Source organism: Armatimonadota bacterium (assembly GCA_023511795.1).
Taxonomy (GTDB): Bacteria; Armatimonadota; UBA5829; order DTJY01; family DTJY01; genus JAIMAU01.
In genome coordinates, this window is record JAIMAU010000018.1 from 14,158 (window position 1) to 38,013 (window position 23,856).

A 23,856-nucleotide genomic window follows, 5' to 3' on the forward strand; every position below is an offset into this window, starting at 1 on the left:
CTTTTCGCCTTAAATAAGATTACCAAGTACCGATTTTTGAATCTCAAAGAGTTCCTTTATGCCCTTCTCCGCCAAATCAAGCAGTTTACCCAGCTTTTGGCGCGAGAAAGGCATACCTTCTGCAGTACCTTGTACTTCGACAATCTTGCCGCTTGCTGTCATTGCAAGGTTTAAATCTACCGCTGCAACCGAATCTTCAGAATAGTTCAAATCGAGGAGCTCTTCACCGCCAACGATTCCAACGCTTATTGCCGCAAGCTGGTCTGTTATAATTGATGTTTTAATCAATTGCTCCTTTTTTAGCCAGTCAACTGCTTCCACGAGAGCCACATATGCTCCTGTAACTGAAGCTGTTCGAGTACCGCCATCCGCCTGAATGACGTCACAATCCATCCAAACTGTACGCTCACCTAATCCTTTTAAATCAACCACAGATCGCAGGGCGCGGCCAACTAGGCGTTGTATCTCCATTGTTCGACCTGCAAGTTGGCCCCGCGATATATCGCGAACATTCCGAGTTCGGCACGAACGTGGTAGCATGCCATACTCGGCTGTAACCCACCCAGTTCCTGAACCCTTCAGGAATGGCGGGACCTTTTCCTCCACAGAAGCTGTGCAAATGACGCGCGTGTTGCCAATCTCAATGAGGCACGACCCTTCAGCATATTGTATATATCCTCTGGTAATTTTCACAGGGCGGATTTCGTCGTTTGCTCGACCGTCTTCTCTTGCCATTCGACTGCTCCCAATTCTTTTCCCCAGCTTACCTCGACCAAGTTTTGAATTTCCCTATTGAGAAATTTACTTCCCAAGTCAGCAAACTTTTCTGTTTTTGCTGTAGTAAAAAAAATATAGGAAGGTTCGTCCCCTGAAAAGTCCAGCAACTTACTGCTACTTAGCAGGTTTGCTGCCTCTACGACAGTTTCTTCGGCTGGGTCGATAAGCGTTATATGCTTGCCAGCAACTCGGCTGATGGCACCAGCTAAAAACGGATAATGTGTACATCCAAGTATTATAGTGCTACAGTCCGCGGATAGCAACGGTTTCATATATTCATGTGCCGCTGACTCAGCTTCTTCGGAATCTGCCATGTCTGCTTCGACAAGGGGCACAAATTTCGGGCACGCCTGCTCAACAACCATAGCAGATGGGTTAAGGCGCAGAATGGCATCCCGATATGCATGCGTATTTACTGTGCCTGTCGTCGCCAAAACCCCGATTTTGCCATCACGGGATACTCGGAGTGCAGCACGAACTCCCGCTTCAATTACTCCAATAACCGGCGTATCGGGAAAAAGCTTACGTGCGGGAGAAAGTGCGAGTGCAGAAGACATATTACAGCCCATTACGATTAATTTGGCGCCGCGTTCTATGAGGAATCTAGTGATTCCAAGTGCAAAGCTGATTATCTCATAGGGATGACGTTCGCCATAAGGAACATGTGCTTCATCGGCAAGATATATAACATTTTCACGAGGAAGTTTTTGTGAAATCTGTTTAACAACTGTTAGCCCACCAACTCCCGAATCGAAAACCCCAATCGAGCCTTTACTTTTCAATCTCGTTGTTGAACCCCATTCCTGAAGAGTTTACGTCAAGTCGGCCGGATAGGTCTAGGTGACCTAGGCTACCTATTGGCTTTCCTTCGACTAGAATGCTGACCTGGCGTATCTCCGAGAATTGGCCCAGCGTGCGCAAGATTGCACCAATAAGAAGAGCCTCTCCCGTAGAACCGCCTTGGAAGTTATCGCGAAATTCATGGCTGAAGTTGACAATCGCCAGCCCATCTTTCACTTCAACTCCCAGCAGCTTTGTTCCTTCAGGAATTGGGTTCGACGGATCTTTACCGTTTCCCTGCTCGACAAGTAGTCTTAGTGCGGCCTCAATTGGGTCTTCTTTAGCAGATATTTGCTTATTTACAGGCCTGAGTTTTGGTCGGCTGTCTTCTATTTTTACATGGAAAATTTTAACTGTCTTAGGCTGCTCTGGCTGTGTACTAGCTGTAGGAGGAACTGTAGGAGTAGAGGATTCTTTCTGCTGGCTTGCCATATAAACTCCAAAAGCCACTGCAACCAAAAAAGTTAAAATTGCTAGAATTGCAAAGGATTTACTTTTCACCTAGCCTCCTCGGTTACCAATACCGGTTTTTTTGCCGTTTGTGATTCCTGGGTACTTCCTTCGACATATACTTTCAACCCACGGACAATTGCCTCTGCCACTCTTTGTTGGAAGTCCGGATCGTTTAGTAGTTTTTCGTCGCCCGCATGGTTTAAATAGGCGACCTCTATTAGAGCCGCAGGAATTCCATAAGCAGTTGCTCCACGTAATACTCCAAGTCCACTCTGATAGAGCCAAAGGTCGCTCTTCACCTTTCTATCTGGTAAACCTGTAACCGCTACAACCTCTGTGTGAATGCATGTTGCAAGCGCCCGAGAATCCGGATCCCATTTGTGAAAGTAGGTTTCTGTCCCGGAAACTGAGTTCATCTTACCACAAGAGTTATTGTGAATGCTAATAAAAATGTCGGCAGAATGCCGCCTAGCAAACTCAGGTCTTGCGGAAACTTCCAAATAGGTATCATTATCATCCCGCGTAAGCAGCGAGCAGGCACCTTCACTTTTCAGCAAATGGTGGACACGTTTGGCAATTTCAAGGTTGATGGTTTTTTCTAAGCTACCATTGCATCCTAGTGCCCCCCTTCCAGCCTGCCCTGGCCCACCGTGGCCAGGATCTACTACTATCACCTTTGATGCAAGCGTTCCGCCCGATGATTTGGGGGGCTCAAGTTTCATGAGTAGCCTGTTTGAAGCCTTATCCAATCTAACTTCAGGAGCGGCAACTCGAGTTAACTCAAGGGATATCCTTACTAAATTACCATTTTGCTGTCCAGCCTGAACACTCCTAACCAACTGGTGCTCTTCCGTCCATCCATCAAAATTGCACGCAAGGACCGCGTTCTTTATATCTAGGTACACTCGGTCTGGATGCCTAAGCAATGAAGTCTCGTATTGAATTTGCTTGCTAGCACGAACCTCCAGCTCTATGCTCTTTGGGCTTCGGTTATGACAAATAATCGAGATTATCTCAGCAGGAGGAGGTGGAGGTTTTACTGCAAACTTGGTTGTGTCCGCAGATGCATCGGACTTCATAACTGGCGGAGAAGGAGTAATCTCCACTTCGATGTTGCCATTAGCTTGATTTTGCTTGAAATTATTATTATTTTCCTGCTCTCCACCTAATGTTGCAACCCTACCTGCAGGAATGACATTAGAATCCCCTTCTGTTTTTAAAGTGGCAACAGGAGGCGTTATAGAAACCACAATTTTCATTGACTTTGGCGCACTCAACGTCTTGTGCTGGAACGCGTGCGGAAGGTCGAGTACTATCCGGCCGGTTTCGCCGTCCTCGCGAATACCCGTTCGGATACTGATAGAAGTTGAGTTTCTCGTCAGATGCTCTATACTTGATGGCATATGAACCCCGGATATATCGAGAATCAGCTTTTTCTCTGAGGCCCACCGCAGCACCTTGTAAGTTACCGGATAGCTTGTATTCACAACCAAGCGGGAGCCATCAAATTCAATGCATTCAATGCGTGCGCGTATGCTTAGGCTTTTCGATTTCTCGTTCCAGAAGGTTACTGCACCTAGCTCTTCAGCGATATCTTGTATTGGAATCATAGGGTTTCCATTGAAAATCTTCGCCTTGCAGGTGAACTTCTGGCCGCTTGCAGAGGTTATCTCGACTTCCTGACATTCATCCTGCTGTTCACCCACCAAAGAACCCCTTGCACCGAGGGCAACTAGAGAGGCAAGGGGAACATAAACGTTACTCTCTTCGCGGATTGGTTGGATTGCAAAGTGAGTATTATGCCCAGCGATTACAAGTTTAATTGGTTCTGCGAGGAGAAACCCTTGGGCCACTAAAATGAGAATTATTAACAGAAGCAGTGCGCGCTGCACCTTGTGTTGCAATGCCTTCACCCCATGGGATAAAGTGGAAAAGAAAAATGGTTACCTTCCCTTTTTCCCATTTTCCGTTCAACCGCTCATGCTCCGTTTTCAATAGCAGCATGAACCTCGCCAATGATGACGGGGCTGTAGATTCCCCGCATTATAAATTCTGGCTTAGAATAACCCAGGCAATAGACTTAAGTATAATTTTTCCACCTGCGCCTGGATGTTCGTGCAAACACTATATCATACACTTAGACGCTCGTCCAGTGGGGCTTGTATATTTCGCTAGCCCTCCCTATTTCATTCACTTCAGAAAATTACTTAGGGCTGACACGAAGACCCACTAGCTTCCGAGCTGCTTGGAACTGCCACGGAATACTCCCACGAATCAAATATTTTGCCTTCTATATCCTTCGCCTTACACTTAACCTTTGCGCCATCAACCTCGATTACTACATAATGATACTTGCTAATGGCATCCTCACCTTTATAAATTGGCGCTCCGCACGTGCCATTTATCACTTGAAAGATGTTTCCATGACGCGACCGCTTATACAGGTGCTCATGGCCACAGAAATATATCCTAACACCCGCCTTTTCCATCAGCTTCCAGAATGCATCGCGCTCATCAGGATGTGCATCCAGTGAGCTCTTGATATGCGGACCCACCGGGTATGCTGGATCGTGCGCCATTACGAAAATATGAGGTTTATTCGTCGACTTTAGGTCTTGCGCAAGCCATTCAACTTGAACGCGATGGGTTTCCCCTGGATGATAGCTGTTCAGTCCAACGAAATGGGCATTCTTGTGGTTAAATGAAAAAACCAATTCCTTATGCCCTGGCGGGCCGTTGAGCGGCTGGTCGATTTTCTTCCGAAGAACATCTTCACAGGCGGCTGAGCGAATTTCGTGGTTGCCGGGGACGTAGTACCAGCGGCATTTTAGCTTTTTCATAACAGAAAGCCAAGTATCCATTTGGGAACTTAGCACCTTTGGATCTTTTGAACCGCTAACCGCATCGCCTTGGAAAATGACTAAATCAGGTTTTTCGGCATTAACGCGGTCGATTATTGCCGAAAACACCTTCATATTTACACCATTATCGTCTCCCCGGCTATCCGCCATGGAGACGAACTTCCAAGCATAAGATGAAATCGGAAGAATAATCAATAAAAAAATAATGATTGGGGTAAAGAGGACTCTGCGCTGCATTCTAAGCGTTCCTTTCCACTTCGGCAGTTGATTCAGTCGCCGAGCATTTTTATCTAATTATATCAGAAGTGGCAACTTACGTCGGTGCTAGATTTCTCTTTTAGCAAAACTTTTAATGGTTTTCTTCAATTAAATATGCAGTTCGGAGATGTAAAGGAAAAAGTTCTCAAAATACCGAAGTAATCATGTGATTATTCCAACTTTCTGAGGTAGAACGGCTTCTTTCAGATGAAAAGCAATGGCCGAGCCAATCCGCAAGTCATACTTAGCCACTGATGGCTTTGGTTTTCAGCTATGGAATGTAACCATCGGATTGTGAAGCGAACTCCGAATATCCTTAGAATCAAGATGTACTCGTGCCAACGGCTTGCCGCTTCGAAAGAAGGATTATAAAATGAAGTTTATAGACTGTCACGTTCACTGTTTCCCTGATTCTCTTGCTGAAAAGGCCGTTGCGAACCTCGCAGAAGCCTATAAACTCCAACCGTCCTTCAATGGCACAATAGCCGGCTTGCTCCGCCAGATGGATGAAATGGGAATACAAGCCTCGTTCATCCAATGTGTCGCAACAAAGTCGTCACAGGTGCCATCAATCAATAACTGGCTGGCGGAGGTTAAAAGCGAACGGCTGGTCCCATTCGGCGCAATACATCCTGACTTCCCAAATCCCGAAACCGAACTCTGCCGGATGCGTAAGCTTGGAATTAAAGGAATCAAACTGCATGGAAACTGGCAGGGGTTTCGACCGGATGACAAGCGCATGATTCCAATCTACCAGGCCGCTCAAGAGAACTTTATAATCTATTTCCATGCAGGTGGCGAAATTGTGGATAGCTTGGAGGTGCTTGCCACCCCTAAAGCGCTTGGTAATGTTCGGCGGATGTTTCCCAGCCTCAGGATGGTTTGCGCTCACATGGGCGGATACAAAATGTGGAATGAAGTTGAGAAACACCTTCTTGGAACCGATGTCTACTTCGATATGTCATACTGCTTCCCTAGGGATATGCCGGATGACCAGATGGTTAAATATATCCGCATGCACGGCGCAGAAAAGATACTCTTCGGCAGTGACTCTCCTTGCGGCCACCCGAAGCCCCAAATAGATAGACTTCTGTCGCTCCCTATCACCGATGAAGAAAAAGAGCTTATTGCTTGGAAGAATGCAGTACAGTTGCTCTCTTAAATACTCTAACAACCTCAAAAGGTTCACTTAAGCGACTTAAAGCTGGCGTGAAAACCGCCGACGAATAGACAAATAGAACTCGGCAGCTTGCGAAATAGCAAGTCTGACACTTCCAATCGCGACATATTGTAATTAATTGCGTTTTAACTTTAAGTCTTTTTCTTCTGCCCTCCTTTTTCTAAAAAGTTAGGCTCTCCTCAAAACGACTTCAAACATTAATTTGAACTTGCTCCGAGAAGGGGCAAATATCGCTTTGACTTCACCAATAAAGCAGGTATTAGCAACAAGATAATCATAACTGCGGTTACGGTTGCACCGGTAGGCAAATCAAACCTGTAAGACAAGTAATATCCAATTACAGCTGGAATAAGAGCGTGGGTTGGCGCTATTAAGATGGCTGTTTTCATTCTCCTAGCCAAAGCAAGCGCGGCCGCCCCTGGGACTACCAGAAAAGCAAAAGTTACCAACGTGCCTACGGACCTTATGCTAACTGCCACAGCCACGCCAAGAGTTAAGAATATAATCGCATCAATTAATCTCACCTTGACACCCTGGGACGCGGCTGTTTCTGGGTCAAACGAGCTGAAAATGAACTCCTTAAAACATAGCCAATGGACTACTCCAATGGCAAGGAATACTCCAAGCATTAACCACACATCCGCAACGTCAACGCCAATAACGCATCCAGTCAAAATATCTAGCATGTGCGCCTCGCCCGAACCCAAATGAATAAGCAAAACCCCAAGTGCGCCAGCTAGTGCATAACCTATACCAACACCAGCCTCCTGGGGAACACCACGCCTCGCTCTTATGCTAAATATTCCTACTCCCCCAAGCACAAAAGCCAATGAGCCTATAACAGGATTTAGTCCTAAAAGCAAGGCTGCAGCAATTCCCGCAGAACTTACTTCTGCTAATGCGGCCCCTAGGAACACCACTCTTTTCAGAATAACAAATATTCCAAGGTAGCCGCACGTAAGGCCTGTCAATACCAAAGCAATTAACGGCATTCTAAGAATATTATCTGTGAAAATTTCCACCTGTTTCCTCCTGTGTCGAACCAAGCTCATCGCTTAAAAACTGAAGATGCTAAAACACAAACCTGTGTCCGTTGATTTCACCTACCTGCACCTCAATACCATAAAGACGGGTTAAGTTCTCAGCTGTAACAGCTGTTTCGATAGGTTCGAGCTTAAATGTGCTTTCCTCAACAAAACCAATAGTTTCCACATAGTTAACTACATGGTGAAGCAGATGGCTTGCTACGACCACTGTCAAATTTCGTTTGTCATGCAGCCGTTTTAGGAGATCCATTATGCTTCTCTGACCAGCCACGTCCAAGTCAGTGGTTGGCTCATCCAAAATCAGAACATTTGGTTCGCCAGCCAGTGCTCTAGCAATGAGAACTCTTTGCTTTTGTCCACCTGAAAGATCTCGAAAGAGGGAATCTGCTAGGGAGCCCACTCCCGCCTGCTCTAACGCAGTCAGAGCTGCTTGCCAATCTCTGGGCTTTGCACGACGTCCGAACCCAATCAGACGCCATCTTCCCATGAGCACAACATCCAGGACAGAAAGTGGAAAGGCATCATCTGGAGACTGGCGCTGGGGTACGTATCCGAACTTGATGTTCTTGCTGTAAGTAATCTGGCCTCTAATGGGAGAAAGCATCCCTAGCATTCCCTTTAGAAGTGTGGTTTTTCCAACTCCGTTTGGACCTATTATGCCCACAAAATCGCCTTCCTTTATAGCGAAGTCTAAAGCAGTAAGTATTGGTATCCCATCATAACCAAGGTCAACATCTTTGAATCGGATTATTTCTTTCATAAGAACCTCTACTTTAGTGCATCGGCTATCTTGTTCACAATATAATCCATCATTTTGATATAGGAATCTGCGCCTTTGACCGCCCCTACTTCGTAGGGTAGCACACATATCTCAGCACCAGTCTCCTTTGCGATTAACTTTGGAAACTTCTGAGGATAGAATGTCTCCATCATGATGACCTTTACTTTCTCCCGTTTCATTGCGCGAATAAGCTTGCTGACGTGCGAAGGCGAAGGAGGTATCCCTGGTTTTGGTTCAATTGTACCAGCATCTTCGAGGCCAAAACGTCCGGTAAAATAAATCCAGCTTTTGTGGTAGGTTACAACAGGTTGGCCTTTAAATGGCCGAAGAATGCCTCCCCATTTATTTATCGCTGAGTCAAGTTCACTAAGAAATCGGTTATAGTTACTTCGGAATTTATTCTCATCTTTTGGCGATACCCGAATAAGGCCTCCCAAAATATTCCTTGCCACAATTTTTGCATTCTCTGGGTCGAGAAGATAGTGAGGATTCCCCAGCGGATGAATTTCCCCCATAGACATATCTATTTTTCCAGCGGGCACTTCACGCTTCTTTATACCGAGAGAGGCATCTACATAACCAGGACCTCCCTGAACAATTTTCTTATTGCGTGCGCTGTCTATCAACGGCCGCATCCACTGGTCGAAACCCATTCCGTAGACCACGACAACATCGGCATCCTTCAACTTAGTAATGAAACTGGGTCTAGGTTCTACAAAATGAATGTCTTCGGTAGGTCTGGCAAGGCTGGTAACACTCACCAAGTCACCGCCGATATTGCGAGTGATATCCGCAAGGTTTGATGCAGATGTAACAACTTTTATCTTCGCATATGAAGGTACCGCAAGTATGATTGTCAAAAGGAGCAAAGAAATTACTCTTATTTTCATATTGAATCCCTCCTCTATTGCAGCTCGTGTGAATGTGGGCCAAGACCCCAAACAAATTGAAGAAATGTAGATAAATAGTCGTCTGAACTATTTGAGCTTCCTTTCGTAACTTGAAGACGCATGTAGCTAGTCTCCGTAAGCCGCATGGTATAAATTGCGGAAAGACCCGAATCGTGTCCTATTTCGGGAGCAGGAAGTGAAGCCCAGTCATACCGAATGCCAACCTCATTATATTTATTAGTTCTATATGAGTAGAGTAAATAATAGCCATTGCGCGCCCCATCCCCTTCTGCCAGGCATCTCTTCTGGCGCACTGCCTCAGCTTGTAATAGTATTTGTTTGTGCGCGGCTGGCCATGCACGGTAAGTGAGGTCTACACCATAAAGCCTGGTCTTTGGATTGCCCAAGGATTCCTCACCCTTCCCACCTGCCATGCTCATGCCGACTTCCAATTCAGCAAAATCCTGCACTGGCTTTGAAAGCCATAGCCTGCCTGTGTAGAGCCGATCATGCACTCTTATGCCTAACTCATGATGCTCAACACCTTCAGCGTGCTCATGATGATGATGCGCCGATGGCTTCCAAATGCCAACCTCAGCCTGGCAAAAGAAATTACCTTTAAGAGGAAGCAGGTAGTTTACTTGCGCCCCCTGCCCCGTGAGTCCTTCCTCAGGATTTAGGAGATTTCTAATGGCAAAAGGCTGAGTCACGAAAGGCCATTCCTCACGGTGGGCAGGATTATTTTTTCCAAAATTAATGAACTTTTTGCCGACATTCAAGGAAAGGTCGGTATTTCCAATTTGCAGGAACGACGCATAAGCTTCTTCCACACCAATTGAGAGTTCTTCTCCCTCAGCGGTAATAAACACGTCACCTCTAATTTGGGGGTAAAGATAGCCCTGAATCCCAAGCTCAATTCCGCGGATTTGGATTTGGTCGCGATTGGGCTCTAATTTCGTTGTGCTAATAGTTCCCAAGGTATCAACAATGATACTTATATCAGGCAAAAGCTTTTCGTTGCCGGTAGGTTGGATTGGCTGAGGACTGATTTCCTCAGGAGCTAGTTCGGTAACTTCAGATTTGTCCTCTACAAGATCCTTGATTTGATTCTCCAGCTCCTCGATTCTTTGTTCAAGGCTCTGAACTTGTTGCTCATATTCCCGGCTAACGTCAGAATTACCAGCCAAAGCTGGCAGGAAAGCTACGAATTGAAATAAAAGGCACAGTAGGAGCTTGCAACTATTCAATTAATGTCCCTCCTTAAAAATAGTCTTCCTAATTAGCTTGTCAACTTATACGACTTGAGATTGGAAGACTACGCAGGAGGAGCCCTGGGGTTAGTTGGGGAAATATTGAGCGCTAACGGTACTTGCCAACCGTAAGGGGAAGCTTGTGAGACAGATTCAGGAAATTCAACCGAACCGACCGCAAATAAGCAATAAGAACCTGCCGCCATCAGAAACAAGCATGCTGGGCAGGAACTCGAGTCATGTCCATGAGCCGTCTTGTCTTGGGGCAAGATAACCGATTGTTCGGAATTTACTTTTGCGCAGAATGATTGGTCATTAGGAGAACAGCATTCTAATTGGATGTGGAAAAACAGTGCCCACGACCAAGTCGAAAGAAATGTCAATACTAATAAAGCTGTTAGTATTCTTTTAATAGATTTAGCTTTCCACATGCACAACTTAGAAGTTTTCATCCCTGACATTCCTTCTTGATGTGGGTTCGCCTACAACTGTTGCCTTCCTGAAATACGCACAAACAAACCTATAGGTTCCCATCCTCAAACTTACTTCTATTCCTTGTTAAATTCCTCCAATTCGGCTACTTTTCGGCGCTTCATTAGCCACCGAGCACGGAATGCAAGGATAGCAAAGAACGCCATCAAGAACGAGATGGTTGCGCTCCCAAATCGAATCCACCGGTCAAAGCCATACTCATTCCAAAGATACTGCCGCCATTCTTCTTCCAGCTTTTCCGGTCGGACACCAATGCTGTATTCGAGAGCTGTAGGAAAAGGATTACCCGCCGAAAGCTCGGCAAGTAAATCAGGAATGCACTCCGGACCGTATTTCTTTGCCATATAACCAACTATTGAGTAGCTTTCGACGTATGCAATTGCACGCTGTTTTTCATCCTGCGGAAATACATAGGAGATCCTATTAAGAGGAATAATCCTACCTGAGGTACCAATTTCTTTAAGAAGTTCAGCATCGCCGGGTGACCAATCACCTGTTAAGTATTTTGCGAGACCTTCATGCATCCATAGAGGCATTCTAGAAGTGAATGCTTTAAGCCGCCGAGAAAGAAAAACATGTGCCAATTCATGAGGAACAATGCTCTCGATTCGTGTGAAAGTATTGGAGGCATCAATTTGAACCTTCAAAGTCCGGGTATGAGCCATCCCGACAATGCTCTCATCTGGCTTTGCGCCAATTGCCTCTGCGAATGCACGGCGATTTGGATAAAGATACACAGGTATTACGCCACCTGGGTCAAAATCAAGCTTTTCAGACAGCACCGAATGCCATTGTTCTCCAATTTTTGCCACTCTTATCCCTTTGGATCTTGCACCTGGCGAGTAATAAATGAGGAAGTGTCTAGTCCTCAAAGTCTGCCATTGTTCTTGGGCAGATAGCGAACAGGCAAAAATAAAAATAACAAGACTGACGAAGAAAATTCGTGCCATTCTATAGGCAGTCTAGCATTGGAAATTAAGGGTGTCAATTGGCAGGTTGTGAAAAAGATTTCAGAACGAGTGCCTGCGAATGCATTCGGCCTATTAGTACCGGTAAGCTGAGGACGTTGCCGTCCTTACACCTCCGGCCTATCACCGGGTAGTCTACCCGGGGCCTATTGAGGAGACCTCGTCTTGGGGTGCGCTTCGCGCTTAGATGCTTTCAGCGCTTATCGCAAGCCAACTTTAGCTACCCGGCGATGCCCCTGGCGAGACAACCGGTACGCCAGAGGTTGGCCCGCCCCGTTCCTTTCGTACTAGGGGCAGCTCCCCTCAAGTCTCCAGCGCCCACGGCGGATAGGACTTGAACTATCTTGCGATGATCTAATTCTAGCTCACAAACCGCTTTAATAGGCTGTTAACCCAACCCTTGGGACCTCCTTCAGCCCCAGGATGCGATGAGCCGGAAACGAGGCACCAAGCCTCCCCGTCAATGTGGCCTATCGGGGGAGATCGGCCCTGTTTTCCCGGGGAACTCATTATCCGTTGCCGCGGTACCCCTTCCACACGGTAGTACCACGTCACTAGGCCCGACTTTCGTCCCTGCTTGAGTTGCGGCTCGCACAGTCAGGCCCCCTCTATACCCTTGCGCTCAACGCACGGTTTCCAAGCGTGCTGAGGAGACCTTTGGATCCCTCCGTTACCTTTTAGGAGGGTGCCGACCAAGCGAAACTGCCCACCTACCACTGTCCCTCGGGCTTCAGGCCCGGTGCGAGGTTAGGGTGTGCGCACCTTGAAGGCAGTATCACACCTTAACGAAAAGTTAATATGACCAATTTTAATGAATTGGCCACATCAACTTTTCCTCCTACTTTTCATAGATGCGCACACCCAATAGTAGGCTGCAGTAAAGCTCCCGGGGGCTCCCCGTCCCGCCGCGGGTTGCCTGCATACTAACAGACACTTCAGTTTCACCGGGTCCCTCGTCGAGACAGCGTCTGGGTCGTTGCGCCGTTCGGCATGGCGGAAATTATCCGCTGAGGAGTTTCGCTACCTTCGGGTCCGCACCATTTAATGTGGCGCGGACCGCCGTTTGCCGGTTGTTCGGTCTCCCGCCCCTTTCGGGACAGGATTCCTTAGTACTCCGGTACTGGGCAGGCATCGGCACCTATACATCGGATTACTCCTTGGCAGGCACCTGTGTTTTTAGTAAACAGTCGCCCAGACCTGGTCACTGCGGCCCGTGAATGCCCTCACCCAATCATCCAACGGTCATTCCCCTAAAGAACGACCATCGCAGGAAAGGGTGAGGGCAAACCGGGCACCCCTTCTCCCGAAGTTACGGGGCCAGTTTGCCGAATTCCTTGACGAGAGTTCTCCCGAACGCCTGAGGATTCTCTCCTCACCTACCAGTGTCGGTTTGCGGTACGGTCACCGGGCAAGGCTGTCGGAGCTTTTCTTGGCGGTTCGGCCTTCCCGGGTGCACTTCCAAGCGTGCCCCGAGTTGGCCTACCCGCGTCCCTCCGACAACAAAACAAGTTGAGAAAAATACTTACTCAAGGTTTTCCCCGGTGGCGCCGGAATATTAACCGGACCATCCATCGCCTACGCCTTTCGGCCTCGGTTTAGGGTCGGCTAACCCGAAGCTGACGAACGTTGCTTCGGAAACCTTAGGCTTTCGGCGGAAGGGATTCTCACCCTTCTTAGCGCTACTCGTGCCGGCATTCTCACTTCCCTGCAGTCCACCCGAGCTTACGCTCGAACTTCAACCCACAGGGAACACTCCGCTACCGGTTAGCTATCAGCTTTTGCAATACAAGATTTACTTAGCTGAAGCCAACCCCACAGCTTCGGTGGCGAGCTTAGCCCCGTTAATTTTCGGCGCAGGTTGGCTCCACCGGTGAGCTATTACGCACTCCTTAGATGATGGCTGCTTCTAAGCCTACATCCCGGTCGTCAATGCCTCCCCACACCTTTGCAAACACTTAGCTCGCACTTGGGGACCTTAGCTGGCGATCTGGGTTGTTCCCCTCTCGGTTGCGGAGTCGCAAATCCCGCAACCCCACTCCCGGACTTTTGGCTACGCCATTCGGAGTTTGGTTGGGTTGGGTTCGAGGCGTCGAACTTACCCCATCCAGTGCTCTACCTGCGTAGTCGACCATCCGAGGCTGCACCTAAATGCATTTCGCGGAGAACCAGCTAGATCCGGGCTCGATTGGCATTTCACCCCTACCCACAGCTCATCCCATGGTATTGCAGCACCAACGGGTTCGGGCCTGAGCCCCCAAAAGGGGGCCTCGCCCTGTCCATGGGTAGATCGCCCGGCCTCGGGTCTGCTGCCGGCGACTATACGCCCTATTCAGACTCGCTTTCGCTACGGCTCCTCCCGTGATTAACGGGATTAACCTCGCCACCGACAGCAACTCGCCGGCTCATTATCCAAAATGCACGCGGTCACGGAAAAGTTATCGAACATTAGGTGTGACCAGACAACTTTTCCGCTCCCACCGGCTGTGGGCATACGGTTTCAGGTTCTATTTCACTCCCCTTCCGGGGTTCTTTTCACCTTTCCCTCACGGTACTGGTTCACTATCGGTCGCCAGGAGTATTTAGCCTTAGGAGGTGGTCCTCCCAGATTCACGCAGGGTTCCTCGTGTCCCGCGTTACTTGGGGCGGCGCGCAGGAGTCCGACTCTTTTCGCGTACGGGGCTATCACCCTCTATGGCGGACCGTTCCAAGTCTCTTCTGCTAAGAGCCGGATTTGTAACTCCTTTAAAAGATGAAGGTGGAGGAAAACAATGAAATTTTTGCTTCCCTCTTCCTTGCGCCGCCCCACGACCCCAAGCTATTTCAAATTTAGGAATTTTGGTTTGCAGGTTGGAAGGTTTTCCAAACTGCAAATTATTCCTCCATTTGATATAGCTTGGTTTAGGCTGTTCCCGTTTCGCTCGCCACTACTCAGGGAATCGCGTTTGCTTTCTTTTCCTCGGGTTACTGAGATGTTTCAGTTCGCCCGGTTCCCCTCCCGGTTTGCCCGGGATGACGCGGCATTACCCGCGCCAGGTTTCCCCATTCGGAAATCCCCGGATCACAGCCTGCAGACGGCTCCCCGAGGCTTTTCGCAGTCTGCCACGTCCTTCATCGGCTCTGGCCACCAAGGAATCCACCGTATGCCCTTGTCTGCATTCTGCAGGCACTCGTTCAAAAATCAATTGTCAAGGTGCAAGCAATTGCCTTGGTCCGGAAAGCCGGCTTATTTTTCTTTTAAGAAAGTCCAACCGCACCTTCCGGTACGGTTGCCTTGCTACTCCAACGTCCAGCCGGTTGGGCCCGCCTAACCCCGTCAGTATGCAAAAGATGAAAGAGAAGAGTTTCCCCGCCTTTCCTTCTAGCGCATTTCCACGGGGCTTCGGTCGGGCCCGCGCGGCCGGAACGCGGTTAGCGGTATGAAGGACGCCTGGGAACGTATTCACCGCCGTATCGCTGACCGGCAGTTACTAGCGACGCCCACAATGGGCCACCTTCATGCAGTCGAGTTGCAGACTGCAATCCGAACCACGGCCCGCTTTTCGGATTGCCTCCCCCTCGCGGGGTCGCCGATTGTACGGGCCACTGTAGCATGTGTGCGGCCCAGGGCTTGCGGGCCGCACGGACTCGCTGTCGTCCCCTCCTTCCTCCAACCCCACCCCAAGGGCAGGGCGGCGGTTCCCCCAGAGTGCTCAACTCCCCGGGCAGTTGCGATTTTGAGGTCGAGAAAACTGGATTTTCACAACCTTAAATTGCTTTCTGCCCGAGTAATGGAGCAACAGGGGGTGTGGGGTTTCGTCCGCTCCCGGAGTGAACCGGACATCTCACGACGCGGACTGACAACAGCCACTCAGCACCTTGTCCGCATGCCGCTTGCAAACCGAGACAATATTCATTGCTACGGCTGGAGGTCGGCGACCGGCCGCTGTTTCCAACGGCTGGGCCGAAACCTCAGGCATGCGGACAGCCCTGGTAAGGTTCTTGGGTCAGGGTCCAATTAAGCCACATGCTCAGCCGCTTGTGCAGGCGTCCCCAATTCCCATGATTTTCAGCCTTGCGGCCGTACTCCACAGGCGGGACACTTAACGCGTAAGCTCCGCCCCGGGAGAGTTCGTAGCTATTTAGTTTACTAGCTCATCACTCAGATAGTTCTGAGCCAGTGAACTAAATTGCCAACTAGCTCCCCCAGGACAAGTGTCCATCGTTTAGGGCCAGGACTACCCGGGGGCCAGACCGGTTCGCTCCCCTGGCTTTCGCGCCTTCAACGTCAGGAACAGCCTAGAGAGCTGCCTTCGCCATTGGTGTTCCTCCCGATATCAACGCATTTCACCGCTACACCGGGAATTCCACTCTCCTCTACTGCCCTCAAGCCAAGCAGTATCGAGCGCACTTCCCCAGTTGGGCTGGGGGATTTCACGCCCGACTTGCCTGGCCGCCTAGGCGCCCTTTACGCCCAGTGATACTGGCCAACGCTCGCACCCTACGTCTGAACCGCGACTGCTGGCACGTAGTTGGTCGGTGCTTCCTCTGGCAGGCTACGTGCCTGCCCGACAGAGGTTTACAACCGCAGAAATTGAATTTCAAAATTAAGCGGCCTTCCTCCCTCACGCGGCGTCGCTGCGTCAGGGTTTCCCCCATTGCGCAAGATTCCCCACTGCTGCCCCCTACTCCCGGCGAGTTTGGGCCAAATTAGCAGATATTTTACCCTCCGGGATTCGGGGTCGGGGCCGTGTCTCAGTCCCCGTCTGGCTGGCCGTCCTCCCAGACCAGCTACCCGTCATCGGCTCGGTGGGCCTTTACCCCACCGACTACCTGATAGGACGCGGGCCCATCCTGGAGCGGAGAGCTTAATCTCCCTTTAACCGGTCTAACATGCGTCAGACCGGCCACATCCGGGATTACCCCGCCTTTCGACGGGCTATCCCGGTCTCCAGGGCAGGTTGCCCACGCGTTACGCAACCGTTCGCCACTGAGGAGCGGGAGTGTGGGAGTTAGGGTTGCAAAACACAACCACCCTTAATTTTAGTCTTCCCGCTCCTCCGTACGACTTGCATGTGTTAGGCACGCCGCCAGCGTTCGCCCTGGACTGGGATCAGATCCTCCCAGGACCTTTGCTAATTTTATGCATTCCAAGCCGGCTTCGCCGAACCAAATTGTCAAGGTGCATTTCTTCTAAATATTGTGTGCCCGTTCTCGCCACATGATAAACGCAACTATCAGCCCAACCCCAACATTTACAAACTTTCAAACTCGCTTTGGCATACTTCTTGCATTTATTTTGGATGAAGGCGATTTGGCAAAGATACACAAGCAATAAAACTCCAAAAGAGACAGCCGAGCCAATCCAGATAAGTAGGTGCGGCTTCAAGATAAATATGACTATCAGTTTTTGGGCAAGAAAGCCTATACGCTGGTCGGAGAGCTTTCTTTACCCCAAAAAGCCAGAAACAGCCACCTGTGGGGGGTGGCTGTTTCTATTTTGAACCAATGCTTGCGCCTTGACTTTTGGCATGCAATGTCCTAAAATTCTCACACTACCGGTCGGTTTAAAACTACCAGCATCTCAAATAGTTGCAAAAGAGGACTCATATGCCCACTAATCCGTTTCGTTTCCTAATCCCATGGATTCTGCTTTTGGTGATTCTTCCATGCATTGCCGTAGCACAATATTCGAAGGCGTCACCAACAAGCCCCGCAAAGGCAGCTTACGACAAGGCTACACAGCTTGCTAAAGCAGGAAAACTCAAAGAAGCTGCCGTCGAGCTAAAGAAAGTAATCAAGCTCGACCCTAATTTCATCCCTGCCTATGCAAACCTAGCGCAGATAAGCTTCATGACCGGAGATCTAAATTCCGCCGAGGCTTACCTAAAAGCCGGTCTAGGTAGGAAGCCGAACGACGCTAAGCTTCATCTAATGCTTGGACAAGTTCGTCTCCGCGCTGGAAGACGCAATGAAGGCAAAGCCAGCTTGAAAAGGGCAATATCTCTTGATCCCAAACTAGCCGATGCCCATATGGAGCTTGGGACGGCATATGCAATGGAAAAAGAGTTTAAGCTTGCAGAAGCTGAGTTTAAAGAGGCAGTAAAGCTGAACCCCAAGGACGTGCAAGCTCAGTTTAACCTTGGTTCGGTTTTAGCAAGCCAAGGCAAGTTAAAAGAGGCGGCTGCTGCTTTCAAACGTGTTACAGATATCAACCCCAAAGATGCATACTCATGGTACGCACTTGCCTCATGTCAGGCGAAAATGAATGATTGGAAATCCTCCTTCCAAAGCATCAAGAAAGCCGTCGCCTTAGACCCACAAAACAAGAACTACCTTGCATTCATGGGCTCAGTAGGCATTCAAGCAGGACAATACAAGGAAGCAGCCGATGCTTTGGATAAACTCTCACGCCTAGATGCAAAAAACGCAAAAGTTTATTTCGAAGCAGGCCGCGCGTATTTTGGACTTAAAAACTATGGAGAAGCCGCAAAACGGTTTGCCAAAGCCTCTGAGCTCGACCCAAAGGACGACTTGGCTGCTTCTAACACAGGCGTATGTTATTCCCAGATTGGGAAATTCGATGAAGCGAAAAAATGGTTTGAGAAAGCTATAAAAATTAATCCAAAAGAAAAAAGCAACTACCAAGGTTTGGCGTATATTTACGAGCAGCAAGGAAAGTATGACGATGCAATCACTCAATACCGCAAACTACTTTCTGTTGATCCCAAGAATATAGAAACAACTAGTCTAATAGCTGCCATCTATGAGCGCAAACATAATTATAACAACGCAATAGAAGTATACCGTGAGCATTTGAAAAATGACCCAAAACAACTTCAGGCATATGTAAACATAGTTAGGCTACTGCGGATGCAACAAAAGTTCAAAGAAGCCCTAGACGAAGCAAAAAAGATGCTCGAAATTGCACCTAATAATGTGGAAGCTTTGACAACCACAGCGCAAGTTTACGAGTCGATGCAAAACTATGACGAGGCACTAAAATACTATGAGAAAGTAAAGCAGATTTCCCCAAAAGCTCAGCCCGCATACCTTTCAGCGGCATCGATCTATGAAGGTAAAGGCAAGCTGGAAGAAGCTATCAAGGAATACGAAGCTCTTGCAAAGGCAGACCCCACAAACCCAATGCCTTTTGCTAGGATAGCCGAAATTCTCGAACGACAGGGTAAAATCGAAGACGCCATTGCAAAATATAGAGAAATCGAAAAGATAACTCCAAACAATGTCTTCTTACTAAAAAATATCGGCAGGCTGTTAGAACAGCTTGGCAAGAAAGAAGAAGCAATTGTTGAATACAGAAAACTCGCCAGCCGGGCCCCCGATGACCCAACAGCACGGCGCACATTAGCCGAAGCGTTAAATAGAAATGGACAATACGACGAAGCAATTAAAGAATATGAGATTCTACTCAAGAAAAACCCAAAAGATGTCGACACTATTTGGGCAATTGGCCGGATAATGGTTGACCAGAAAAAAGACAACGAGGCAATTGTAAAATTCAAAGAAGCGATTGCTATTGACCCCACTTACGCTCAAGCACTTGATACGATGTTGCGCGTGTACGAAAAAAACGACAACGCCAAAGCTGGCCGAGAATTCGTTATCAATCTTATAAATAAGGATTCCAATAACCGCTCGGCTATGATGGCTCTTGTTGATTCGCATGAAAGGACTCGTTCGCTCTCCGAAGCAATCTTATTTTTCGAGGATTACCTCAAAAAGCACCCGAATAGTAGAGCTGCAAGGGAAAGCTTGATAGCTGTTTTTGACAAGCTTCAGCTCAAGGATGACGTCATTCGCATGTACAAGGAAATGATTGAAAAAGATCCAAACGATATCATGGCTCGCAGCTCGCTTGCCCAATACTACGAACGACAAAACATGATAAACGAGGCGATTGCCGAATATGAGCTACTTGCGAAGGACCGCCCTGCTGATATATATCCGCGCTATAGGCTAGCACAAATTTACGCTCAGAAAGGCGAGAAAGAAAAGGCAATAGAGATATACAAAAAGCTGCTGGAGGAACAGCCTGACAACCCATTCCTAAAAGAAGCAATGGACGACTTGCTTGGAACGCCACCCGAAGTCTCTCCGCCTGCTCCTGGGGACCAAACGCCAACGCCGGCACAGAATCCGCCACCACCAAGTGAAACCAAACCGACTGAAGACGCCAAGCCGCCAGCAGAGCCTGCGCCTACTCCCGTTGAGCAAACAAAATGAAACGAGGTGAACACAACCCAATACCTTTTAACCTAAGGAGGGTTCAGTTGAGAACAAAGTTTGCGGCAATTATGCTGAGCACAGTCCTAACGCTTACAATTGCGTCATGCAGTAAGAAGGAGGAAAGCAAAAAGCAATTTCGCGTTGGTGTTACACTCCTCACCAAAAGCCATCCATTTTACCAGGAACTTGAAGCCGCAATGCGGGAAACTGCTGAGAAAGAAGGCATCGAGCTTAACATACAATCCGCCGAATTTAAAATGGATGACCAGCAGGCACAAATTGAAGATTTCATAACCCAACAAGTAGATGCAATTGTTGTTTGCCCTGTTGATTCCGATACAATTGGTGGGGCAATTCAACGAGCGAACGAAGCTAAAATTCCTGTTTTCACTGCAGACATCAAAGCAAACGAAGGCGACGTTGTATGTCACATCGCTTCTGATAATGTAGCTGGCGGCCGTTTGGCTGGCGAGTACATGGCAAAGCTCTTAAAAGGAAAAGGAAAGATTATTATCATCGACCATCCAAAAGTCATGAGCGTCCGCGACCGAACCAAGGGCTTCGTCGAAGCCATTTCGAAGTACCCTAGTATTAAGATAATCGACCGTCCGCCGGGGGATGGCGAACGTACAACTTCGATGAATGTGATGGAGAACATGCTACAAAGGCATCCTGACCTAGATGGAGTGTTCGCAATAAACGACAGTACTGCTTTAGGCGCATTGGCAGCAATACGGCAAGCAAAGCGGAATGATATAGTTATCGTTGGCTATGACGGCGACCCAGAAGCAAGGGATGAAATATTAAGAGACAGCCCCCTCAAAGCTGATGCAGTCCAGCATCCGCGAAAAATAGGCGAAATGACGATAAAAATGGTTGCCAAGTACTTAAGAGGCGAAAAAGTTCCAAAGGTTGTACCCATCGAAGTTGGTTTGATAGACAAGACATCGCTACAAGCAGAAAAGTAAACTTTCTGGACAGAAGTTAAAATTGGGTAGAAAACATGGGTGAAAAGCTTGCCCTCGAAATGAGGGGCATAACAAAAACTTATCCTGGCGTGAAGGCGCTCGATAATGTAGATTTTGAAGTTGCGAAAGGCGAAGTCCACGCACTTGTCGGTGAGAACGGCGCTGGGAAATCCACACTCATGAAGATTCTAGCTGGCGCTCAACCAATGGACTCCGGCGAAATACGCATAAATGGCGAGGTAGTTCATATTACCTCGCCACAAAAGGCGATGGACCTCGGCATAAGCATCATTTACCAAGAGTTTAACCTCGTCCCATACCTTAACGCTGCTGAGAACATTTTCCTTGGCCGCGAGCCAAAGGGGATACTACCTGGTTTTATAGATTTCAAGACTATGTATGCAGAAGCTCAAAGGGTAATTGATTCTCTTGGCGTGAAGCTTGACGTCCGAACACCCGTTAACCGCCTTTCGGTCGCCCAGCAGCAGATGGTCGAAGTGGCAAAGGCGACATCACGAAATGCCTCCATCATCGCAATGGACGAACCTTCGGCAACACTTACAGAACACGAGCTCCAAAACCTCTTCGAGCTGATTCGCTCACTCAAGAGCAAAGGCGTTAGCATCATATACATCTCCCATAGGTTGGAGGAAATTTTCCAAATAGCAGACAGGGTAACTGTTCTCCGAGATGGCAGGCTCGTTGGAACAAAGCCAGTCTCTGAGATTGACCGCGATGAAATCATTCGGATGATGGTTGGGCGCGAACTCAAAGAGAAGATTCCTAAAGAGAGCGTCGAGTTTGGTCCCCCAGCACTAACAATAAAAGGCCTATCTCGAAAAGGGATTCTGCATGACATCAGCTTTACAGTTCACAAAGGCGAAGTGCTTGGCATTGCAGGACTTGTTGGCGCAGGCCGCACAGAACTTGCGCGTGCAATATTCGGCGCAGACCCCATAGATTCAGGTGAGATATGGCTAAATGGAACCAGAGTAGATATTCGCTCGCCAAGGGATGCAATTCAGCTGGGCATTGGCCTTGTCACTGAGGACCGAAAGGAACTCGGCCTAATATTGGGTATGGTCGTCCGAGAAAACATTAGCCTTGCCAACCTCGATTCACTTACACGGTTTGGATTTGTTAACCGCCGTGAGGAGAAAAAGGCAGCCCTGAAGTTCGTCGAAGATCTAATGATAAAAACTCCAAGCATAGAACAACAAGTCCAGAACTTAAGCGGCGGCACTCAGCAAAAAGTTGTGCTTGCAAAGTGGCTTTTCACCCAATCGAAAGTATTAATATTTGACGAGCCAACTCGGGGCATCGATGTAGGTTCAAAAGTTGAGATCTACCAATTGATGAACCAATTGGCGGCAAACGGCGCAGCTATCATTATGATTTCCTCCGAGCTACCAGAGATTTTAGGCATGAGCGACAGGATTATTGTAATGCATGAGGGGCGAATTGCCGGCGAACTTTCTAGAGAAGAAGCAACTCAGGAAAAAATAATGCACCTTGCCACCGGAGGGCAGTAAGGGCAACCCAGGGTTCACGGCTGAAACTCAACCTAAGCGTTTGACGTGCGCTTAAATATCTTAAAATTTCTTGTATTGTCCGTTTATTATTACTCCATATTTCGCCTAAGGTTTTGATTATGAAGCTAGCCTCTTACTTTAGAAGCACATCCCAATATGGTATTGTTATTTTCCTCATTCTCCTTAGCATCTACTTTGCTTACGCCACTGATGGCATTTTTCTCAGCGCCCGAAACATTGAGAATGTTTCTCGGCAGATAGCCATCAACACGATATTAGCAGTTGGCTTAACCTTTGTAATCATCTCTGGCGGAATTGATTTGTCCGTTGGTTCGGTTCTTGCACTTGCCGGCGTAATTTCTATGAAAGTTCTGTGCGATGGCCTGGTAATTGGCCAAAGCACCGTTATTCATCCGCTCTCCACTGAATATGCAATCATACTTTCAGCGGTCATCGCCCTACTAGTCGGTGCAATCGCCGGGGCTTTCAATGGACTTGTAATAACCATCTTTCGAGTAGCTCCTTTTGTAGCGACTCTGGGAATGATGACAATTGCCCGAGGACTCGCATATGTTTATACTGACGGTCGCCCAGTGAGCCCTTTGCCCAGATCTGTTAGAGAATTCGGTGCATCAACCATTCCACACACAGGAATACCAACACTGGTATTCATTGCTCTCCTTGTAGTTGCATTAGGACACCTTATGCTAGCCCGTATGAAATTTGGCCGCCACGTGTATGCCATAGGTGGAAATGAAGAGGCGGCAAGGCTTTCGGGAATCAATGTTGCACAATCCAAGTTGAAAATATATGTATTGTGTGGAATGCTTGCTGGTCTCGGCGGAATGCTCCTTGCAACGCGCCTTGCATCTGGCGACCCAAAGTCAGGGACGATGTTCGAGTTAAACGCAATTGCTGCAGCAGTGCTTGGGGGCACAAGTCTTATGGGCGGGCGTGGAACAGTGTTAGGCACACTAATCGGAGCACTAGTAATCGGCGTTCTTGACAACGGTTTGATACTTCTAGGAGTCTCAGCATTTTACCAAATGGTCGCCAAAGGTTTTGTTATCCTCGGCGCAGTAATCCTTGACCAATTAACACGCAGACCTTGACCGTTCCTAAAACGCATGATAGATTAGGCATGGAGCACATATGCCAAGCTTCCTAACGAAAATCACCTCAAAGAGTGCATTTTCAAAACGCCAAAGGAAAGCGATTCTTGTGGCTGCTGGTGCCGCTACGATTGTCACCCTCATCTTAGTTGCCTACATCCCGGCAATGCAAGGAGGATATATCTGGGACGACGACGTCTATGTTACCGAGAATACGCTTCTAAC

Annotated in this window: 16 protein-coding genes and 2 rRNA genes; 6 read left to right on the forward strand and 12 right to left on the reverse strand. The window is 48.2% G+C overall.

The genetic code is table 11. The annotated features are described in order from the left end of the window. Positions 1-9 precede the first annotated feature (9 nt). From rph to K6T99_11330, 5 genes are all read right to left on the reverse strand, one after another. On the reverse strand, positions 10-735 hold the full coding sequence (gene rph / locus K6T99_11310; protein ID MCL6520409.1) for a ribonuclease PH: 726 nt from the start codon (positions 733-735) through the stop codon (positions 10-12). Beyond that, the gene (gene murI, locus K6T99_11315; GenBank protein ID MCL6520410.1) at positions 690-1,559 is read right to left on the reverse strand and encodes a glutamate racemase; all 870 of its coding nucleotides are present in this window, start codon (positions 1,557-1,559) and stop codon (positions 690-692) included. Before murI ends, rph begins: the two co-directional genes overlap by 46 nt. After that, positions 1,549-2,118, reverse strand: a complete 570-nt coding sequence (locus tag K6T99_11320) for a GerMN domain-containing protein (GenBank protein ID MCL6520411.1) — start codon at positions 2,116-2,118, stop codon at positions 1,549-1,551. The genes murI and K6T99_11320 overlap by 11 nt, the downstream gene beginning before the upstream one ends. Further along, entirely contained in the window at positions 2,115-3,974 is a 1,860-nt protein-coding gene (locus K6T99_11325; GenBank protein MCL6520412.1) for an N-acetylmuramoyl-L-alanine amidase family protein, read from the reverse strand. The genes K6T99_11320 and K6T99_11325 overlap by 4 nt, the downstream gene beginning before the upstream one ends. Before the next feature lie 303 nt (positions 3,975-4,277). Then, positions 4,278-5,081 (reverse strand): metallophosphoesterase, encoded by an 804-nt coding sequence (locus tag K6T99_11330; GenBank protein ID MCL6520413.1) that lies wholly within the window; start codon positions 5,079-5,081, stop codon positions 4,278-4,280. Positions 5,082-5,562: 481 nt separating this feature from the next. Between K6T99_11330 and K6T99_11335 the strand changes: the two genes are divergently transcribed. Next, positions 5,563-6,351, forward strand: coding sequence for an amidohydrolase family protein (locus tag K6T99_11335; GenBank protein ID MCL6520414.1), 789 nt, complete (start codon positions 5,563-5,565; stop codon positions 6,349-6,351). A 215-nt stretch (positions 6,352-6,566) separates the two neighbouring features. Here the strand turns inward: K6T99_11335 and K6T99_11340 are convergent, their stop codons facing one another. The 7 genes from K6T99_11340 to K6T99_11370 all read right to left on the reverse strand — a co-directional run bounded on the left by K6T99_11340 (position 6,567) and on the right by K6T99_11370 (position 16,901). Then, positions 6,567-7,391, reverse strand: a complete 825-nt coding sequence (locus K6T99_11340) for a metal ABC transporter permease (GenBank protein MCL6520415.1) — start codon at positions 7,389-7,391, stop codon at positions 6,567-6,569. 49 nt (positions 7,392-7,440) lie between these two features. Then, positions 7,441-8,175 carry a metal ABC transporter ATP-binding protein gene (locus K6T99_11345; GenBank protein MCL6520416.1) on the reverse strand — a complete coding sequence of 245 codons (735 nt, stop codon included), beginning with the start codon at positions 8,173-8,175 and terminating at the stop codon, positions 7,441-7,443. An 8-nt stretch (positions 8,176-8,183) separates the two neighbouring features. Next, positions 8,184-9,086 (reverse strand): metal ABC transporter substrate-binding protein, encoded by a 903-nt coding sequence (locus tag K6T99_11350; protein ID MCL6520417.1) that lies wholly within the window; start codon positions 9,084-9,086, stop codon positions 8,184-8,186. A 14-nt stretch (positions 9,087-9,100) separates the two neighbouring features. Then, complete coding sequence (locus K6T99_11355) at positions 9,101-10,333, reverse strand: hypothetical protein (protein ID MCL6520418.1); 1,233 nt, start codon at positions 10,331-10,333, stop codon at positions 9,101-9,103. A gap of 551 nt (positions 10,334-10,884) precedes the next feature. Further along, positions 10,885-11,640 carry a hypothetical protein gene (locus K6T99_11360; protein MCL6520419.1) on the reverse strand — a complete coding sequence of 252 codons (756 nt, stop codon included), beginning with the start codon at positions 11,638-11,640 and terminating at the stop codon, positions 10,885-10,887. A 211-nt stretch (positions 11,641-11,851) separates the two neighbouring features. After that, positions 11,852-14,957, reverse strand: a 23S ribosomal RNA gene (locus K6T99_11365). 71 nt (positions 14,958-15,028) lie between these two features. Continuing rightward, a 16S ribosomal RNA gene (locus K6T99_11370) occupies positions 15,029-16,901 on the reverse strand. Together the 16S and 23S rRNA genes form the textbook arrangement of a ribosomal RNA operon. Positions 16,902-17,382: 481 nt before the next feature. Here K6T99_11370 and K6T99_11375 point away from each other — a divergent pair. The 5 genes from K6T99_11375 to K6T99_11395 all read left to right on the forward strand — a co-directional run. After that, entirely contained in the window at positions 17,383-20,016 is a 2,634-nt protein-coding gene (locus tag K6T99_11375; GenBank protein ID MCL6520420.1) for a tetratricopeptide repeat protein, read from the forward strand. 47 nt (positions 20,017-20,063) lie between these two features. Next, entirely contained in the window at positions 20,064-20,987 is a 924-nt protein-coding gene (locus K6T99_11380) for a substrate-binding domain-containing protein (protein MCL6520421.1), read from the forward strand. A gap of 35 nt (positions 20,988-21,022) precedes the next feature. Beyond that, complete coding sequence (locus tag K6T99_11385; protein MCL6520422.1) at positions 21,023-22,519, forward strand: sugar ABC transporter ATP-binding protein; 1,497 nt, start codon at positions 21,023-21,025, stop codon at positions 22,517-22,519. A 119-nt stretch (positions 22,520-22,638) separates the two neighbouring features. Further along, on the forward strand, positions 22,639-23,631 hold the full coding sequence (locus K6T99_11390) for an ABC transporter permease (protein ID MCL6520423.1): 993 nt from the start codon (positions 22,639-22,641) through the stop codon (positions 23,629-23,631). Positions 23,632-23,671: 40 nt separating this feature from the next. Further along, positions 23,672-23,856, forward strand: a 185-nt coding sequence (locus tag K6T99_11395) for a hypothetical protein (GenBank protein MCL6520424.1), incomplete at its 3' end; no start/stop codon positions are given.

Coding starts and splice junctions, on each gene's coding strand:
- rph (MCL6520409.1), bottom strand. CDS start 735: ATGGCAAGAGAAGACGGTCGAGCAAACGACGAAATCCGCCCTGTGAAA.
- K6T99_11330 (MCL6520413.1), bottom strand. CDS start 5,081: ATGGCGGATAGCCGGGGAGACGATAATGGTGTAAATATGAAGGTGTTT.
- K6T99_11335 (MCL6520414.1), top strand. CDS start 5,563: ATGAAGTTTATAGACTGTCACGTTCACTGTTTCCCTGATTCTCTTGCT.
- K6T99_11345 (MCL6520416.1), bottom strand. CDS start 8,175: ATGAAAGAAATAATCCGATTCAAAGATGTTGACCTTGGTTATGATGGG.
- K6T99_11350 (MCL6520417.1), bottom strand. CDS start 9,086: ATGAAAATAAGAGTAATTTCTTTGCTCCTTTTGACAATCATACTTGCG.
- K6T99_11375 (MCL6520420.1), top strand. CDS start 17,383: ATGCCCACTAATCCGTTTCGTTTCCTAATCCCATGGATTCTGCTTTTG.
- K6T99_11385 (MCL6520422.1), top strand. CDS start 21,023: ATGGGTGAAAAGCTTGCCCTCGAAATGAGGGGCATAACAAAAACTTAT.
- K6T99_11390 (MCL6520423.1), top strand. CDS start 22,639: ATGAAGCTAGCCTCTTACTTTAGAAGCACATCCCAATATGGTATTGTT.